Origin of the sequence: Marinobacter sp., assembly GCF_040882185.1 — a bacterium.
GTDB lineage: Bacteria > Pseudomonadota > Gammaproteobacteria > Pseudomonadales > Oleiphilaceae > Marinobacter.
Window position 1 is genome coordinate 38,707 of record NZ_JBBEBW010000016.1, and the last position, 17,385, is coordinate 56,091.

At 54.2% G+C, this 17,385-nt stretch carries 13 protein-coding genes and 1 pseudogene; 8 read left to right on the plus strand and 6 right to left on the minus strand.

Going from position 1 to position 17,385, the window contains the following annotated elements; all coding sequences use genetic code 11:
• Window positions 1–119: 119 nt before the first annotated feature.
• The 7 genes from gloB to WEB64_RS09375 all read left to right on the plus strand — a co-directional run bounded on the left by gloB (window position 120) and on the right by WEB64_RS09375 (window position 9,420).
• Complete coding sequence (gloB, locus tag WEB64_RS09345; protein WP_368058663.1) at window positions 120–914, plus strand: hydroxyacylglutathione hydrolase; 795 nt, start codon at window positions 120–122, stop codon at window positions 912–914.
• 175 nt (window positions 915–1,089) lie between these two features.
• Window positions 1,090–2,871 carry a LysM peptidoglycan-binding domain-containing protein gene (locus tag WEB64_RS09350; protein WP_368065583.1) on the plus strand — a complete coding sequence of 594 codons (1,782 nt, stop codon included), beginning with the start codon at window positions 1,090–1,092 and terminating at the stop codon, window positions 2,869–2,871.
• A 193-nt stretch (window positions 2,872–3,064) separates the two neighbouring features.
• Window positions 3,065–4,765, plus strand: a complete 1,701-nt coding sequence (locus WEB64_RS09355; protein ID WP_368065584.1) for an extracellular solute-binding protein — start codon at window positions 3,065–3,067, stop codon at window positions 4,763–4,765.
• 49 nt (window positions 4,766–4,814) lie between these two features.
• On the plus strand, window positions 4,815–5,891 hold the full coding sequence (locus WEB64_RS09360; RefSeq protein WP_368058668.1) for a microcin C ABC transporter permease YejB: 1,077 nt from the start codon (window positions 4,815–4,817) through the stop codon (window positions 5,889–5,891).
• 10 nt (window positions 5,892–5,901) lie between these two features.
• Window positions 5,902–6,921, plus strand: a complete 1,020-nt coding sequence (locus WEB64_RS09365; protein ID WP_368058768.1) for an ABC transporter permease — start codon at window positions 5,902–5,904, stop codon at window positions 6,919–6,921.
• 1 nt (window position 6,922) lies between these two features.
• The gene (locus WEB64_RS09370; protein WP_368058670.1) at window positions 6,923–8,542 is read left to right on the plus strand and encodes an ABC transporter ATP-binding protein; all 1,620 of its coding nucleotides are present in this window, start codon (window positions 6,923–6,925) and stop codon (window positions 8,540–8,542) included.
• An 80-nt stretch (window positions 8,543–8,622) separates the two neighbouring features.
• The gene (locus WEB64_RS09375) at window positions 8,623–9,420 is read left to right on the plus strand and encodes an enoyl-ACP reductase (protein WP_368058672.1); all 798 of its coding nucleotides are present in this window, start codon (window positions 8,623–8,625) and stop codon (window positions 9,418–9,420) included.
• A gap of 50 nt (window positions 9,421–9,470) precedes the next feature.
• Here the strand turns inward: WEB64_RS09375 and WEB64_RS09380 are convergent, their stop codons facing one another.
• Together WEB64_RS09380 and WEB64_RS09385 are read right to left on the minus strand one after the other, a co-directional pair.
• Window positions 9,471–9,884 (minus strand): PilZ domain-containing protein, encoded by a 414-nt coding sequence (locus tag WEB64_RS09380; protein WP_368058674.1) that lies wholly within the window; start codon window positions 9,882–9,884, stop codon window positions 9,471–9,473.
• Window positions 9,885–9,910: 26 nt separating this feature from the next.
• On the minus strand, window positions 9,911–11,752 hold the full coding sequence (locus tag WEB64_RS09385; RefSeq protein WP_368058676.1) for a DUF1631 family protein: 1,842 nt from the start codon (window positions 11,750–11,752) through the stop codon (window positions 9,911–9,913).
• Window positions 11,753–11,997: 245 nt separating this feature from the next.
• Here WEB64_RS09385 and WEB64_RS09390 point away from each other — a divergent pair, with 245 nt between their 5' ends.
• Window positions 11,998–13,071, plus strand: coding sequence for a 3-deoxy-7-phosphoheptulonate synthase (locus WEB64_RS09390; protein ID WP_368058678.1), 1,074 nt, complete (start codon window positions 11,998–12,000; stop codon window positions 13,069–13,071).
• A 65-nt stretch (window positions 13,072–13,136) separates the two neighbouring features.
• On the opposite strand, the pseudogene cobA reads toward WEB64_RS09390, so the two are convergent.
• The 4 genes and pseudogenes from cobA to lolA all read right to left on the minus strand — a co-directional run.
• Window positions 13,137–13,880, minus strand: a pseudogene (cobA, locus tag WEB64_RS09395) (uroporphyrinogen-III C-methyltransferase); the annotation flags it as partial.
• Window positions 13,881–13,984: 104 nt separating this feature from the next.
• The gene (serS, locus tag WEB64_RS09400; RefSeq protein ID WP_368058680.1) at window positions 13,985–15,259 is read right to left on the minus strand and encodes a serine--tRNA ligase; all 1,275 of its coding nucleotides are present in this window, start codon (window positions 15,257–15,259) and stop codon (window positions 13,985–13,987) included.
• A 141-nt stretch (window positions 15,260–15,400) separates the two neighbouring features.
• Window positions 15,401–16,738, minus strand: a complete 1,338-nt coding sequence (locus WEB64_RS09405) for a replication-associated recombination protein A (protein ID WP_368058682.1) — start codon at window positions 16,736–16,738, stop codon at window positions 15,401–15,403.
• Window positions 16,738–17,376 (minus strand): outer membrane lipoprotein chaperone LolA, encoded by a 639-nt coding sequence (gene lolA, locus WEB64_RS09410; protein ID WP_368058684.1) that lies wholly within the window; start codon window positions 17,374–17,376, stop codon window positions 16,738–16,740. The genes WEB64_RS09405 and lolA overlap by 1 nt, the downstream gene beginning before the upstream one ends.
• Window positions 17,377–17,385: the final 9 nt, after the last annotated feature.

The window sequence follows — 17,385 nt, forward strand, 5'->3', positions numbered from 1 at the left end:
GTTACCTGGCACCTCTCTGGTCGCGGCCTGGTCTCGGCTTAAGCCATCGGATAGGTGGGAGCCTGAGCCTAATTGCTTTATCATAACAGGCACATTCAATCAGGCCCATGCGAGGTTACATGCTAACCATCACACCAATACCAGCCTTTAGTGATAACTATATCTGGTGCCTGGCCGACAGTAAGACAGGCAAAGCCCTGATTGTAGATCCAGGCCAGGCAGACCCGGTCACAGAGTATCTGGAAACTCACGATTTAAAGCTAGACACCATCCTGATCACTCACCACCACCCCGACCATACCGGTGGCGTCGCGACCCTGGCTGAGCGTCACGGCCCCGAACGTATTACAGGTCCGGCAGACTCCCCCTTCAAGGGTGTCACCAATACAGTACATCCGGGCGACAAGGTGCTTTGGCAGGATAACGAGTTTTCAGTGATGGCAGTACCGGGACACACGCTTGATCACATCGCATTCTTTTCGGATACAGAAGTGGACGGCGGGCCTATTCTGTTTTGTGGCGACACGTTGTTTAATTGCGGTTGCGGCCGGTTATTTGAAGGGTCTCCAGAGCAAATGCGCCAGTCTCTGGCAACTCTCAGGAGTCTGCCGGATACGAGCCGGGTTTATTGCGCCCACGAGTACACTCTGGCCAATCTCCGATTCGCCCGTCACTGGTTGCCAAACGATAACAATCTTGCTGAGTTTGAAGCCAGCTGTCAGGCAATGAGAGAACGCTCTGAGCCCACAGTGCCCTCGGTATTGGGGCGGGAAAAAAAACTGAACCCGTTTTTGCGCTGGGATGATCCGGTGGTTATCGCTGCGGCCCAGGCCTATGCCGCTAAACATGGTTTACCGGCGAATGACGACAATCAAATTTTTGCAGCTGTTCGTCACGGCAAGGACCATTTCTAACTGCCTGTAACACAAGGTGTCAACGACGTAACGTCAACGTTCTTGACCCCCTGAAATTCGATCTCATAAAATCCGGATCGAATGGTTTGGATTGTTACCCAGATATTACCAGCGTTTTAAGCCTCCAAGAGTTGACCGGCGATTGCCGAGTCAGCCCTACAGACGGAAAATTATGATGACGGTCAGAAGTCTTACCGCCTTTTGTTTTTTGAGTATTCTCAGCGGGTGCGCCTTTCTGAGCTCTGACTCCTCTCCATCAGATGGAAGCGCATCGGATAAAGACGCGAGCCAGGAGACGAAAAACACTTCGCTTTTTATCAGCGAAGAAATACTGCTTGCATCACAGAGCGTCTCTGTACCCGCAGGTGACGAAGGCCTTAAAAGGTCCATTGAAGCGCGCGAGGCTGGCATTAATCTGGATGGAGCCAGCCGCACACCTCTCGACGATACAATCGAGCCGGAGCTCAAGAAACAGGCTGAGAAGGCAAGAGAACGCCTGGACTCAGACGAAGATGCCATTGCCGATGAAGAGACGACGGTCGACAACAATCTGTGGCTCCGTCTGAGAGGTCTTTTTGTTCTGGATCATTCTGTTACCGACGAACGCGTCCAGCAGCAGTTGAACTGGTATGTAAAACATCCGAGCTATATCGACCGTGTAGTAGAGCGTGGAGGTCGATATCTTCATTATATCGTCGGTGAGATCGAAGAGCGGGGAATGCCGGGAGAACTTGCGCTGCTGCCCATCGTGGAGAGCGCCTTTGACCCTTTTGCCTATTCTCATGGCCGCGCTGCTGGTATGTGGCAGTTTATCCCCTCGACCGGCAAATATTTCGGCCTGAAACAAAGCTGGTGGCACGATCAGCGCAGGGACGTGGTTGAATCAACTGATGCAGCGCTGCGCTATCTGCAACGACTCGCTGACCGGTTTGATGATGATTACACTCTTGCACTGGCCGCCTACAATAGCGGCGGCGGCACGGTATCTATCGCCATCCGGAAAAATACCCGACAAAAGCTGGCGACGGATTTCTGGTCCCTGCAGCTACCCGCCGAAACTCGTGCCTACGTGCCCAAATTGATTGCACTCGCGAAGATCATCGATGATCCGAAAGCCTACGGTATTGAATTACCCGCCATCGAAGACAAACCGTATTTTGAAATAGTCGATACCGAATCCCAGATTGATCTTGCCCAGGCTGCTGAACTCGCTGGCGTAGACATTGACGAAATCTACCTGCTCAACCCTGCCTTTAATCGCTGGGCGACCTCCCCTGACGGACCTCATCGTCTATTGGTGCCGGTTGCCAATGCAGAACAGTTTCGAGCGGGTCTGGCTGCCATTGATCCGGCCAAGCGCGTGGCATGGCAAAACTACCGTGTAGTCTCCGGCGACAGTCTTATACGTATCGCCAACAAATTTGGTACGACCCCGTCCGTTATAAAGCAGGTCAACAATATGCGGGGTAACCTGATACGGGTTGACCAGCGGCTTCTGATTCCAACAGCGCGCGGCGGCACCAGCGACTACGTTCTCAGCCAATCCCAGCGCCTTGCCAAGAAACAATCCAGCGGCCAGGGCCAGCGACTGGAGCATAAAGTTCAGAGTGGCGATACGTTCTGGGATATTGCCCGGGATAATAGCGTCAGCGTTCGGCAGCTGGCAGCCTGGAACGGCATGGCTCCTGGTGATCCGCTTTTGCCCGGCAAAACCCTGGTCATCTGGTCCAAGGAGGGGAAAGCCTCGAGTACAGTCGTGGCAAGCCGGGGCCGTGACAAAGGCATGGTTCGTAGAGTCGGATATAATGTTCGTAAAGGCGATTCCCTGGCAGCGATTGCAAGCCGGTTTGCAGTAAATGTGAGTGATATCGCGAGTTGGAACGATCTCAACACTGACCGTTATCTCCAGCCCGGCCAAAGTCTGGTACTCTACGTCGATATTCGAAACAGCCCCTGATTCAATGTGCCTCTCGTGAACGCTGAGGCATTTTAAAGGGTCCGGGACACAACAACACAGAAAAGCGAGACCCATGGCTTCAACCTGGATATCCTCGACCCTTAGAGCAACACTTTTTGGAACATTAACCGTGCTCGGCACCCTTGCCCTGCCCGCATACGGCGAAGAGGCAGAAGCCCGGCACGGCATCGCGATGCACGGTGAAACGGCTTACCAGGAAGACTTTTCCCATTTCGACTACGTCAATCCAGACGCACCCAAAGGCGGCACACTTCGAATGGCCGTGGTGGCGAACGGATTCGATTCGCTGAACCCTTTTGTCATCCGCGGTGTCGCAGCGGCTGGCGTTAGCACCTATGTCTATGACACGTTGATGGCGTCCTCGGATGATGAGCCCTTCAGTGCATACGGCCTCATTGCCGAGTCTCTGGAAACCCCCGAAGACCGCAGTCACGTTACCTTTAATCTACGGCCTGAAGCCCGCTTTCAGGATGGCGAACCCATCACTGCAGAAGATGTGGCTTTTTCTTTCGAGATTCTGACCACCAGCGGCCACCCGTTTTACCGTAATTACTATGCCGATGTATCGAACGTGACGATTGAAAATGAGCACCGGATACGCTTCGATTTTGGCGAGACCAACAACCGGGAGTTGCCACTTATTCTCGGTCAGATGCCTATTTTGCCAGCCCACTACTGGGAAGGACGCGAATTTGATCAGGATGGCCTCAATATCCCGGTGGGTAGTGGCCCCTACAAAGTGGGCCACTTTGAAGCTGGCCGGTCGATCACCTTCGAACGCATAAAAGATTACTGGGGCGAGGACCTCGGTGTACGCAAAGGCCGGTTCAATTTTGACGCTGTGCGTTACGATTACTATTCAGACGATACCGTCGCGCTGGAAGCATTCAAAGCAGGAAACTACGATTTCAGGCTTGAGTCATCCGCCAAGAACTGGGCGACCGCGTATGAAGGTGACAAGTTCGCCAGTGGTAAAATCATTGCAGAAACGATAGATCACCAGCGGCCCGTCGGCATGCAAGCCTTTATCTTCAACACTCGAAAAGACAAGTTCTCTCACCCGAAAGTTCGCGAGGCCATTGGTCACGCCTTTGATTTCGACTGGGCCAACCGAAACCTGTTCTACGGTCAATACCGCCGTACCACCAGCTACTTCGAAAACAGTGAACTCGCATCCAGCGGCCTGCCCGAGGGTGAAGAGCTCGAAATTCTGGAGCCGCTCCGGGACCAGTTGCCTCCTGCCGTGTTTGATCAGGTCTATGCTCCGCCGTCCACCACTGAGGACAACAGCCTCCGGGATAACCTCAGGCGCGCCGTCGGCCTTTTCGGGGAGGCCGGGTACGCGATCAAAAATGGCAAAATGACGAACACCGAAACCGGACAGCCGCTCACTTTTGAGGTTCTGCTGCATCAGAAGAACTTTGAACGTATCGTGCTGCCGTTCCAGGCCAACCTCGAGAAATTGGGTATTGACGTCAGTGTCCGGTTGGTCGATACCAATCAGTATATTCAGCGTGTCCGCAGTTACGATTTTGATGTCATTACCCAGGTGCTGCCCCAATCTGATTCCCCGGGTAACGAGCAGCGGGAATACTGGCATTCCGATAACGTAGACGTTACCGGCTCCCGTAACTATATGGGCGTGAACGATCCTGTTGTTGACAAGCTGGTAAACCTGGTGATTCAGTCGCCAGATCGTGATGCCCTGGTGCAGCGGGTAAAAGCGCTTGATCGCGTGCTCTTACACAGTCACTACGTGGTGCCTCAATGGCATCTCGACGTTGATCGCATCGCCTACTGGAAATCACTCGAACGGCCGGAACAGACCCCCAAGAATGGCGTGGATCTCACCAACTGGTGGGCAGACCGCTGAGCACACCGCGCTGTTACCTTTGAGACTGTTTCGGAGCCTCACTTAAACCATGGGCAGCTACATACTCAGACGGCTCATGCTGATCATCCCCACCTTGATCGGCATTATGCTGCTCAATTTCGTGATCGTGCAGGCCGCTCCCGGCGGACCTATTGAACAGTTGATTGCCGAGATGGAAGGCCATGGGGGCGGAGCGCTCAGCCGGGCCACCGGTGGAGGCGGCAGTGAAGTTTCCTCCGCCAGCGATAACCGCAGCGGCCGCGGTATTCCCGATGAGCTACTGCAAGAGCTTGAAGTCATGTACGGCTTCGACAAGCCTGCTCACGAACGCTTCTTTAAAATGCTGGGTGATTACGCCACGTTTGATTTCGGGGATTCGTTCTATCGTGACCGCAGCGTGACCGAACTCATCGTCGACAAGATGCCCGTTTCAATTTCTCTCGGGCTATGGTCGACGCTCATTATCTACCTGATATCGATACCTCTGGGCATTCGCAAAGCGGTCACTGACGGCTCTCGCTTTGATGTCTGGAGCAGCTCGGTCATCGTTGTAGGATACGCCATACCGGGTTTCCTGTTTGCCATCCTGCTGATCGTGTTATTCGCCGGGGGCAGTTACTTTGACTGGTTCCCCCTCCGAGGGCTTACATCACCGGGTTTTGAAGACATGAGCTGGCACGAGCAGGTCCGCGACTACTTTTGGCACCTCGCCTTGCCGGTATTTGCGAACGTTATTGGCGGCTTCGCCACCCTTACCTTGCTGACCAAAAACTCCTTTCTCGACGAGATTGGCAAACAATACGTGGTGACTGCCAGAGCCAAAGGTCTGGAAGAGCGCCAGGTACTTTATGGCCATGTATTCCGCAACGCGATGCTTATTGTCATTGCAAGTTTGCCGGGAGTTCTGGTTGCGCTGTTTTTTACCGGCTCATTATTGATTGAAGTTATTTTCTCTCTCGATGGGCTTGGGCTACTGGGTTTTGAGGCGGCTCTCAACAGGGATTACCCGGTCATCTTCGGCACGCTGTTTATTTTTACCCTGATGGGCCTGGCTCTTAAGCTCATCAGCGACATCACTTATGTGCTGGTTGACCCTCGAATTGATTTCGAGAGCAGGGAGCACTGATATGGCTGGCATGACGCTGACACCGATCCAGCGCAGACGCCTTGCGAATTTCCGCAAGAACCGTCGCGGATTCTGGTCCCTCTGGATCTTCCTGTTGTTATTCGGCCTGTCCTTGGTGGCGGAGCTGTTTGCTAACGACAAACCCCTGGTATTGTCCTATCAGGATGAGATTTTCTTTCCTATCGTTGAATCCATTCCGGAAGAGCGCTTCGGCGGCTTCTTGCCAACCGAGGCTGACTATCGCGACCCCTTCATTCGGGACGAAATCGAGGCCAATGGCTGGATTATCTGGCCACTCATCCGGTTCTACTACGACACCATCAATTACGACCTGGATGAGCCGTCCCCGGCCCCGCCCTCATCGGCGAACTGGCTGGGGACGGATGATCAGGGCCGGGATGTAATGGCCCGGCTGATTTATGGCTTCCGTATTTCAGTCCTGTTCGGGCTTACATTGACCATTCTGAGCTGTATCGTGGGTGTTATTGTGGGAGCCATACAGGGCTTCTATGGCGGCAAGACTGATCTGGCCGGCCAACGATTTATCGAAATCTGGTCCGGCTTACCAGTGCTTTACCTGCTGATCATTCTGTCGAGCATCGTGCAGCCGACGTTCTGGTGGCTGCTTGGCATCATGCTGCTGTTCAGCTGGATGGGCCTGGTGGACGTGGTACGCGCTGAATTTCTTAGGGCCCGTAATTTTGAGTACGTTAAAGCAGCAAGAGCGCTGGGATTAAGTAACCGGATGATTATGTTCCGGCACATCTTGCCTAATGCCATGGTGGCAACGCTGACGTTTATTCCCTTTATTCTCACCGGCGCCATCACCGGGCTCACGTCCCTGGATTTCCTTGGTTTCGGTCTGCCGTCCGGGTCGCCTTCATTGGGGGAGCTCATCGCCCAGGGTAAAGCCAATCTTCATGCACCCTGGCTCGGTATTTCAGCCTTCATTACGTTGGCCATCATGCTCACGCTCCTGGTGTTCGTGGGTGAAGCCGTGCGAGACGCTTTCGACCCGAGAAAGAACTGATATGACGGAATTGTTGAACATTTCAGATCTCTCCATAACCTTTGACGCAAACGAGCCGGTCGTCGACAGGTTGTCACTGTCTCTGGACAAAGGGCGCACGCTGGCTATTGTCGGTGAAAGCGGCTCCGGCAAGTCCGTTACGGCGCTATCCATCTTAAGGCTACTGGATGCACGTCATGCCACTTATCCCACCGGCCGAATCACCTACCAGGGCGAGGACCTGCTGACGGCATCGGTTAAACGCATGCGCCAGATTCGCGGTAAGCAGATCAGCATGATCTTTCAGGAGCCGATGACCTCTCTGAACCCGTTACACACGGTGGAAAAGCAAATTTCAGAGACCCTTGCGCTGCATCTCGGGCTCAGGGCGCAGCAGGCCCGTAAGCGCTGCATCGAACTGCTTGAACTGGTAGGAATCGACGACGCCGAAACCCGCCTTGGCAGTTACCCTCACCAGCTCTCAGGTGGCCAAAAGCAGCGAGTCATGATTGCCATGGCACTGGCCAATGAACCTGATCTACTGATCGCTGACGAACCCACTACAGCGCTGGATGTAACCATTCAGCGCCAGGTTCTCGAATTGCTTAAAGGCTTGCAGAAAAAACTGGGTATGGCCGTGCTATTAATCACCCATGACCTTTCGATTGTGAGGCGTTACGCAGATCACGTGGTGGTCATGGAGCACGGTCGTAAAGTGGAAGAGGCTGAGGTAGAGACACTTTTCAGCGCGCCCCAACACGCCTATACCCGTAAATTGCTGGACGCGGAACCGCCTGAGGCCCCCATTACCCTTCCCGACAATACGGTGGAACTGCTGGACGTTCTCGGACTGGATGTCAGGTTCTCGACCAAAAAATCCCTTTTTGGCAAGCCCCGGGAATTCTTCCACGCGGTTCGGGATGTCGGCTTTTCAGTCCGCCGGGGTGAAACCCTGGGAATTGTCGGGGAAAGCGGCAGCGGTAAAACCACCATCGGCCATGCTCTGTTGAAGTTGACCAGCAGTCAGGGCCAGGTCCGTTTTCTGGGGGAGCCGTTGGAGAATCTGAATCAGAAGCAATTCCGGCCGTTCCGCCGTCGAATACAGATTGTGTTCCAGGACCCATTTGGGAGTCTGAGCCCGCGCATGTCGATCGCTGAAATCATTCGTGAGGGTTTGGAGGTCCACGAACCTGCCAGCCAGGATCACGATCAGAAAGTCATTCAGGCACTGATTGACGTCGGCCTGGCCCCGGAAGCGCGCCATCGTTATCCCCATGAGTTCTCAGGGGGCCAGCGGCAACGTGTTGCTATTGCACGGGCACTGGTGCTTCAACCTGACCTGATTATTCTGGACGAGCCTACCTCTGCGCTGGACCGGACCGTACAAAAGCAGGTAATTGAGTTACTCCGTGAACTGCAGGCGCGGTATGGTCTAAGCTATGTATTTATCAGCCATGACTTGGCCGTCGTGCGAGCTTTGAGTCATAAACTGTTAGTACTGAAGCATGGTCAGGTTATCGAGTACGGGCCAGCTGAAAAGGTTTTTAAAGCGCCTGCGGCGGATTATACAAAGGAGCTACTCAGTGCAGCGCTGTTTTATCAACACAGTCCCAAGGAAATCCAGTCGAACGGGGCTGACTAAGACCAATTGAGCGTTACCCGCGCCCTCGGTGATAACGGATAATGCTTGCCAGAAATCTTCCAACAATGGAGAAAAGAATCATGGGATTACTCACCGGAAAACGCGCTCTGATCGTCGGGGTTGCCAGCAAACTATCCATTGCAGCAGGCATTGCAGAGGCGTTTTACCAGCAAGGCGCAGAACTGGCCTTTACCTACCAGGGTGAAAAGCTGAAATCACGAGTTGAAGGCTTTGCAGAAAGCTGGGGTAGCACACTGACTTTTCCTTGCGATGTGGGCAACGATGAAGAAATAGAAGCTGTGTTCGAAGAATTGGGCAAACACTGGGACGGCATTGATATTATTGTGCATTCGGTCGGCTTTGCACCGGGCCACGAATTGAACGGCAACTATGTTGATGTTACCACCCGTGAAGGTTTCCGTATTGCCCACGACATCAGCTCTTACAGCTTTGTAGCGCTGGCAAAAGCCGGTCGCAAGATGCTGCGGGAAAATGGTTCGATGCTGACCCTGACCTACCTGGGTTCAGAAAAAGTGCTGCCAAATTATAACGTGATGGGTCTGGCTAAAGCCTCACTGGAAGCCAACGTACGCTACATGGCAGCCAGTTTGGGTGAAGATGGTATTCGCGTAAACGGTATCTCCGCCGGACCCATCAAGACCCTCGCCGCCTCCGGCATCAAGAGCTTGCGCAAGATGCTTGCAGAAAACGCCAAGCGGGCTCCGATCCGTCGCAACGTCACCATTTCTGAAGTTGGCAACAGCGCGGCCTTCCTGTGTTCTGACATGGCAAGCGGTATCACCGGTGAAATCCTATATGTGGATGGCGGGTTCAACATCACAGCCATGGCAAATCTCGAAGAGAAAGCCGAAGAATAGATCGGTTCTTTCGGCGTCTGGGTCAGCAGCCCGGACGCCAGCTTATAGGATCAATCTTCTGCCATTACCTTGGCAACGGCCTCCACCCACTCTACAAAGGAAGTGTCATCAGACTTGAGTATCTTAACACCCACTATCCAGTAATAGCCGTCATCCCGGGACTCGATCCAGACCACTTCTCCTGTTAGCTGGTAGGCGATCTGATCACCTTCAAACCTGACGGAAAGAGGTAATAAAGCGCCCACGGGTACTGGCTCAAGAGACTTTACTCTGACGCCGGAGGATGACAGATCCTGGGTATGACAAACAATGGTCTTACCGGGATCGTCCTCGTCCAGATCGGGCGCTTCCAACTGCAGCGAAACCGTCGCCCGCCCGGTCAGACGGAACTCGGATCGTTGATCGTCTTCAGTATCCAGACTGGGCGCCCCCAAGCTGTAATGATTCGAGCTATCCGCACTCATCGTTTCAGTTTTCCTCTTATCCTGCATCAGGTGCGGCCAACACGAATGCGGCCGACCACTCTGGACAGCGTGTCGTCAAATTCTGCAGCGCTGCTCAGCACCCGTATCTCACCCTTTGCGACCCGATGTACCAAGTCATCAATGGTGTATTCCGTGCGGTTTAACCCCAAGCGATCAACAAACACCAGCTTTCTGGATGCATTGATCCTGACCGCAAGCTTTAACCTGATAATTGATGAGGCCCCATCTTTTTCATCCTGGGCTTCGGAATCCAACGCTATCCAGCCTCCCAACTTGATACTCCCCACCTGGCTCGCCGCAAGCGCCATGCGTTCTTGCAGCACTCGCTTCGTTTCAGCCTCTTCGTCCGCAAGCCGCCGGGCATCCTGTTCGCCTTTGACGCGGGCCTCTTCAGCGAAACGATCAGCCTCGTCCTGGGCACGCTTCTGTTCTGCAGCCTCTTTTTCCTGCCTGAGGAGTTCCGCTTTTGCGCTAGCCTCTGCAGCTGCCTTGTCACGTTGGCGTCGCTGGACTTCCAATACTCGAGCAAGCGCTTCGACTGTATCTGCGAGTACCGTACCAAAACTGTTCAGAGGTGGCAGAGGCTTCAGAGTACCTTGTTGTTGTGCAATCAGGAATTCATGCCAGGGGGTCAGTGCCAGTTTAACGCCAAAGCCGTTAGTCCAGAGCACATCCCGGGAGTCATTAAGAAAATCAAGAAAATAACGCCGATGCTCGGTGGCGCCTTCACCCTCTACAAACCAGGTACCCTTGGCTTGTTCCAGGGCCTGGGCATCCACCATCACTGGCGACAGCCAGCGAGGATCATAATCCAAAGGACGCTCCGCCGAGATCGCGGCTATCCGCTCCGGTATCTCACCCCGGAGACGTGCCATCATGACCCGTTCCACGTCTTTCAAGGCCGCCAGTGGAAGTGTCTGACCCTGAACACGGTTCCAGACGTCAGTGATGCGATCACCAATCTGTTCACCTACCTGATAGAGTCGATCACGGTCTTTATCTGACAGCGCCGGATCACCAATCCAAACCAGCCATTCCAGCAGCTTTGCTGCATGGCGCCAATCTTCTCCCTCTGGCCCGTCATTCCAGGCGATTTGGCGTAGCAGAGGCAACCAGTAATCAAAAATGAAGACGTTGATCCCCTCTGGCAGCTTTCTGTTGCCAAGCGCCCTACCGACACAAGCCCGAGCGGTCTGCTCCGCCCTTCGTTGTCTCGCCGCTCCGCGCTCCGTATCCATTAAACGCTGATGAAGCTTTTCCGATTTCTGATGTCGTTGTTGCGCTTCGCTGGCCCATTGACTTGCGAAATCATCAAACGCTTGAATGTCGTTAGCTTCAAAGCTTTTTCTGACCGCATGCACCAGGGCATCGAGTTGGTCGAGCAACGCCCGGGAGGAGCGGCCGCCCGAATCGCTCCAGCCTTGCCAGTCCACAAGCCCGTCCAGCCAGTGACGAATACTGCCTTCAAAGGCTGCTGAGCTATCAGATCCCATCCGCCAGGCAAGAAAAAATCGTAGCCGGGCGACCCGCCGTATGAGCGCCTCATGCAACCCGGAGGTGCGCAGGAAAACGTCCATGAAACGATCGGCCAGGTAGGCCGCATTGACTTGCCTGACCGTCCAGGCCAGCGAAACTGATTGCATGACATGAGTAACAGATTCATCCCGCTGTTGTTCCCAGCAGGACAATAACAGAGGTCGCCAGTCAGTCATTTGCTCCGGGCTACCCCGACCCACCGGATAGGGAAGCTCCGGTACTCTGATACCTGACAAAACGGCGTCGATATCCCGGCTAATGACATCGGTTGCTTGCGAAGGCTGGATTTTTTTCGGGTAGTTAGGCGACATTCAACTCAGTTTTCCCAAGCGGCAGATAAAGATCCCGACAGATGCAGGTTTTCAACTGAAGATCATTGCAGCATGGCCTGCTCACAAGGTCCAGAACCGCCGCGTATCCGTTTGTCGCTTCGTTGCATTAGCATTGTAAATAACGCAGTATATCCGACACTCAAAATCACCGTAAAACCCCACAGGCTTGCGCCCAAATAACCCAGCCGCCTTCGGGAAAAGACAGAATCGGGGACCACTAACGCATGTCCGGCACTAAACTCGAGAATATCAATGTGGCCAGTCAGGAAGCACTGATTACACCTGAGGCACTCAAGCAAGCCATACCGCTTTCTGCAGCAGCGGCGGAAACGGTCAGCAATGGCAGGCAGGCAATCTATAACATTATGGACGGAAAGGATCACCGCCTGTTCGTGGTGGTCGGCCCCTGCTCTATCCACGACGTCGAAGCAGCCCATGAATATGCTGGTAAGCTCAAGGCTCTTGCAGACGAGCTGAGTGATACCCTATGTATTGTCATGCGTGTCTATTTCGAAAAACCGCGCACGACAGTTGGTTGGAAAGGGCTCATCAACGACCCCCACTTGAACGACTCTTTTGACATAGAGCAAGGGCTCCATATTGGCCGTCGTCTGTTAATGGATATTGCCGAACTTGGTCTCCCAACGGCTACAGAGGCGCTGGACCCGATCTCTCCCCAGTATCTTCAGGACACCATTTCCTGGTCGGCTATCGGCGCACGCACCACGGAATCCCAGACCCATCGGGAAATGAGTAGTGGTCTCTCCATGGCCATCGGATTCAAAAACGGCACTGACGGCAACCTTGATGTTGCCGTCAACGCCATGAAATCAGTCTCCCACCCCCACAGTTTCCTGGGTATTGACCAGAAAGGTCAGGTTTCGATCGTGCGCACAAAGGGCAACGCGTATGGCCATGTGGTTCTGCGGGGCGGCGGCGGTAAACCGAATTACGATTCGGTCACCGTGGCACTCTGTGAACAGGCTCTGGAAAAAGCGGGCCTGCGAAAATCAATCATGGTGGACTGCAGCCATGCCAACTCCAGTAAAGACCCGGGCATCCAGCCCCTGGTGTTGGCGGATATTTCCCACCAGATTCTGGAAGGCAATCGCTCAATTCAAGGCCTGATGGTTGAAAGTCATCTTAACTGGGGGAATCAGTCTATCCCGGAAAACCTGGCAGACCTGAAATACGGCGTTTCCATCACTGACGCCTGCATTGACTGGCCGACCACGGAAAAGGCGCTGCGGGACATGCGGGATAAGCTGAAGGATGCGCTGCCGAATCGCGTCAAGTAGTCAAGTAATACCCATTCCAGGGTAGGAGCGATTTTAACCGCGAACAAAACAATTCCGAACACACTTCACGACTTATCGCCCAACCAGTCCAGGCGGGAGCGCAGTTGCACTACCTGCCCGATTATGATCAACGTGGGTGCGGAAACCTGCCGCTCTTCTACCTTCCGGACAATGGTATTGAGCTCACCCACCACAACCTGCTGATCCGGAGTTGTGCCCTTTGAAACCAGTGCAACAGGCATGGACTCCGCCATCCCATGGGTCATCAATTCACGGGTAATAATCGGCAACCCTACAAGCCCCATATAGAACACCAGGGTCTGATTATTCTGGACGAAATCGGTCCAGGGCAAGTCACAGGTGTCGTTCTTGAGATGGCCCGTCACAAAACGCACTGACTGTGCGTAATCGCGATGAGTCAGGGGAATACCCGCGTAGGCGGCGCACCCCGAGGCGGCGGTGATCCCCGGAACAACCTGAAAACGAACGCCTGCGGCGGCCAATGTTTCAATCTCTTCGCCCCCGCGCCCGAAAATAAACGGGTCGCCTCCTTTTAGCCGCACGACCCGTCGCCCAGCCCGGGCGAATTCAACCAGTCGCTCGTTAATCTGGTCCTGGGGCAAGGTATGGTTTGAGCGCTGCTTACCGACATGAATCAGTTCCGCGTCCGGCGCAATCAACGCCATGATTTCCTGGGATACCAGTCGATCGTAGAGCACCACATCAGCGGTAGTGATCAAACGATAAGCCTTCAGCGTAAGCAGCTCCGGATCACCCGGCCCGGCTCCCACCAGGAAAACCTCACCCTCGGAGGCATTACTGCTCCGGGTGACCGGATTTACCCTGTACCTCGGAGGCAATGAGGGAATACTTCGTGCCCTACCAAGAGTGTCCTGTTGATCTTTTTTATTACTCATTGAATCCTTTCAACACCTCCCATATAAGGCTTGAGCACTTCTGGCACCACAATACTGCCGTCTGCTTGCTGGTAATTTTCCATCACTGCAATCAGAGCCCGTCCGACTGCCAGGCCTGAGCCATTGAGCGTGTGGACCGGCTCCGGTTTACCGGTTTCAGGATTGCGCCACCGGGCACCCATGCGACGGGCCTGGAAATCGCGGGTGTTGCTACAGGAGGATATTTCCCGATACTTGCCCTGGCCCGGCAGCCACACTTCAAGATCGTAAGTACATGCTGCAGCGAAGCCAAGATCTCCGCCACAAAGTTGCACGACCCGGTACGGAAGCTCCAGCAGTTGCAGAACTTTCTCCGCATGACCGGTTAACGCTTCAAGAGTAGCTTCTGAATCATCGGGCCGAACAATGTGGACCATCTCGACCTTATCAAACTGGTGCTGTCGGATCATGCCCCGGGTGTCCCTGCCGTATGAGCCAGCTTCACTGCGAAAACAAGGCGTGTGGCAAACAAGACTGATCGGAAGTTCGCCTGCGTCCAGTATGGTATCGCTCACCAGGTTGGTAGCGGGAACCTCGGCCGTGGGAATCAGGTAAAGGGGTTTTTCACCTTCGGTTTTAAACAGATCCTCTTCAAACTTTGGCAACTGACCAGTGCCATAAAGTGCGTCCGCATTGACCAGATAAGGCACGTAAGCTTCGGTGTAGCCGTGCTCCCGCGTATGCAGATCTATCATGAACTGGGCCAGCGCCCGGTGCATTCTGGCCAGATCGCCACGCATAACGGCAAAGCGGGAGTGAGCCAGCTTTGTGGCGGTCTCAAAGTCAAGTCCACCCAGATTCTCACCAAGACTAACGTGGTCTTTGGGCTCGAAATCATAGGTCGGGATTTTGCCCCACTGACGAACCTCAACGTTGTCTTCTTCGCTGTCCCCGGCGGGAACTGAGTCGTCAGGAATATTCGGAATGCCAGCCAGGAAGTTATTAAGCTCTTCCTGAAGAATTTTCAGTTGTTCCTCCGCCTCTGAGCGCTGGGCTTTGAGGTCATCAACTTCGTCCAGCAAAGGCTGAATGTCTTCACCGGAAGCTTTAGCCTTGCCAATGGACTTGGAGCGCCTGTTTTGCTCGCTTTGTAGGGTCTCGGTTCGAACCTGAAGCGTTCGGCGCTGTTCTTCGAGCTTCTCGAAGGCTGCCTGATCAAACGTATAGTGTTTGATGGCCAATCGGCGGGCGATCTCTTCGGTCTGATTCCGGACACGTTTTGGGTCGAGCATGGGGATCCTGTGAGTCTGAGGGGTTCAACCTTGGCAACGGACAACCGATAATTCCCTCTCGGGTGGCAGGTTGCAATCAAGTATTAGCGGCATTATACCTGTCGAAGCGGGTTAGGCCATCCGGAGAACTCAATTCCGGCGTTAGGGGAACCGCTTTGCGGAGCTTGCTTTGTTCTTCTGATCAAGCCACTCCCGCTTCTCTGCCATTTTGATCTCCATTCCCCGGCTGACGGGATGATAGAAACGTCGGTCTTTGATGGCTTCAGGCAGGTATACCTCGCCCGCTGCGAAAGCGTCAGGCTCATCGTGGGCGTAGCGATATTCATCACCGTGGCCGAGGGATTTCATAAGTTTGGTCGGTGCATTGCGGAGGTGGACCGGCACGTCGTAATCCGGCCCATTCTGAATAGCCGCCCGGCATTGGTTATAAGCGTTATAAACCGCATTGCTTTTGGGGGCCATAGCAAGATAGATCACGGCCTGGGCCAGTGCCAGCTCACCTTCGGGACTACCCAGACGTTCCAGCGACTCCCACGCGTCCAGGCAAAGCCGCAGCGCCCGTGGGTCGGCATTGCCGATATCCTCGCTGGCAATTCGCACCAGCCGTCTCGCCACATAGAACGGATCACAACCGCCGTCCAGCATCCGGCACATCCAGTACAGGGATCCATCAGGGTCCGAGCCTCTGACAGATTTATGCAGCGCGGAAATCTGGTCGTAAAAAACGTCACCGCCTTTATCAAATCGACGCAGGCTGGTCTGGAGTACCTGCTCCAGATGGTATTCGGTAATTCGGAGCACCCCTTCCTCGTCGGGCTCAGCGAGATCTGTCCCTACTTCGAGAATGTTCAGGGCTCTTCGGGCATCACCGCCAGCCGCACTGGCGATTGTGTCAAGGACGGAGTCAGACACCGCAATGGCCCCATCCAGACCGTCGGGGGCGGTCAGGGCACGGTTCAGCAAACGCAGCAAGTCTGCTTGTTCAAGATTTTTCAGTACGTAAACCCGGGTTCTGGAAAGCAACGCACTATTGAGTTCAAACGAGGGATTTTCGGTGGTCGCACCCACAAAGACGAAGGTGCCATCTTCAATATGGGGAAGAAATGCATCCTGCTGGCTTTTGTTAAAGCGATGAACTTCGTCAACAAATAGCAGCGTATCCCGGCCTTCCGATTGTTTGCGATACTTTGCCCTTTCGACCACCGCACGGATATCTTTCACGCCGCTCAGCACCGCAGACACTGTTTCAAAACTGAGTTCGCTCAGGTTGGCCAGTAAACGTGCAAACGTTGTCTTGCCGACGCCTGGTGGTCCCCAGAGTATCATCGAATGGAGCTGGCTTTGCTCCACCGCCCGTCGTAAAGGCTTGCCAGGGCCGACCAGGTGGCCCTGGCCGACGTACTCATCCAGAGTGGCTGGCCGCATGCGAGCGGCCAGGGGCTGAAAGCCTTGCCGGTCCTCGAACAGGCCTTCCTGCATCAGCCTTCGCCCTGAATCACGTCCACGTCGTCAGGGTAGTCGAGGACAAACTCGGAGTTGGCAATCTCCTCGTTCAATACAATATTGTTAAAGCTGAGAATACTGCGCTGGCCCAGTGAGTCCTCGAGGCGCATTTCCTCGAGTTTGCCGTCGTAAAACTTCATCTCCAGAGACACAAACAAGGAATCCTGGCTTTTCGGTACCAGGGTATAGATATTGGATTTTTCGCTGGCCGCCTGCATAGAGACCTCGTAATTTTCTGACAGGTTACCAACCTCGCCGCTCAGGAGCATCGCTGGCGTATTGGCTACCTGCTGATCAAGCGCATGAATAGTGACCTGTTCCAGATCGGGGTCATAAACCTCGACTTTCTCATCATTGGAAGCAATGAACTGCGCCATGGGACGATCAGTTTGCCAGTAAAACAATCCGGGACGTTTGGCCTTCAGGGAGCCACGACTCTCCTGGACTTCGCTACCGCTGCCATCCACTACGATCTGAATGAAGTCTGCCTGATAGGTAGTATACCCCTTGAGCTCTGATGCCAGTTGCTCTGCTGCAGCCTTGTCTGCCGCCTGCGCCATTGAAAAGCTGGTAAGCAATGCCAGCACAAGCACTCCGAACTGTTTCATTCTCATCGTTTGCAC

Bases quoted from the DNA above. Each gene is read 5' to 3' on its own strand.
- gloB (WP_368058663.1), top strand. From the start codon at position 120: ATGCTAACCATCACACCAATACCAGCCTTTAGTGATAACTATATCTGG.
- WEB64_RS09350 (WP_368065583.1), top strand. From the start codon at position 1,090: ATGACGGTCAGAAGTCTTACCGCCTTTTGTTTTTTGAGTATTCTCAGC.
- WEB64_RS09355 (WP_368065584.1), top strand. From the start codon at position 3,065: ATGCACGGTGAAACGGCTTACCAGGAAGACTTTTCCCATTTCGACTAC.
- WEB64_RS09360 (WP_368058668.1), top strand. From the start codon at position 4,815: ATGGGCAGCTACATACTCAGACGGCTCATGCTGATCATCCCCACCTTG.
- WEB64_RS09365 (WP_368058768.1), top strand. From the start codon at position 5,902: ATGACGCTGACACCGATCCAGCGCAGACGCCTTGCGAATTTCCGCAAG.
- WEB64_RS09370 (WP_368058670.1), top strand. From the start codon at position 6,923: ATGACGGAATTGTTGAACATTTCAGATCTCTCCATAACCTTTGACGCA.
- WEB64_RS09375 (WP_368058672.1), top strand. From the start codon at position 8,623: ATGGGATTACTCACCGGAAAACGCGCTCTGATCGTCGGGGTTGCCAGC.
- WEB64_RS09380 (WP_368058674.1), bottom strand. From the start codon at position 9,884: ATGAGTGCGGATAGCTCGAATCATTACAGCTTGGGGGCGCCCAGTCTG.
- WEB64_RS09385 (WP_368058676.1), bottom strand. From the start codon at position 11,752: ATGTCGCCTAACTACCCGAAAAAAATCCAGCCTTCGCAAGCAACCGAT.
- WEB64_RS09390 (WP_368058678.1), top strand. From the start codon at position 11,998: ATGTCCGGCACTAAACTCGAGAATATCAATGTGGCCAGTCAGGAAGCA.
- serS (WP_368058680.1), bottom strand. From the start codon at position 15,259: ATGCTCGACCCAAAACGTGTCCGGAATCAGACCGAAGAGATCGCCCGC.
- WEB64_RS09405 (WP_368058682.1), bottom strand. From the start codon at position 16,738: ATGCAGGAAGGCCTGTTCGAGGACCGGCAAGGCTTTCAGCCCCTGGCC.
- lolA (WP_368058684.1), bottom strand. From the start codon at position 17,376: ATGAGAATGAAACAGTTCGGAGTGCTTGTGCTGGCATTGCTTACCAGC.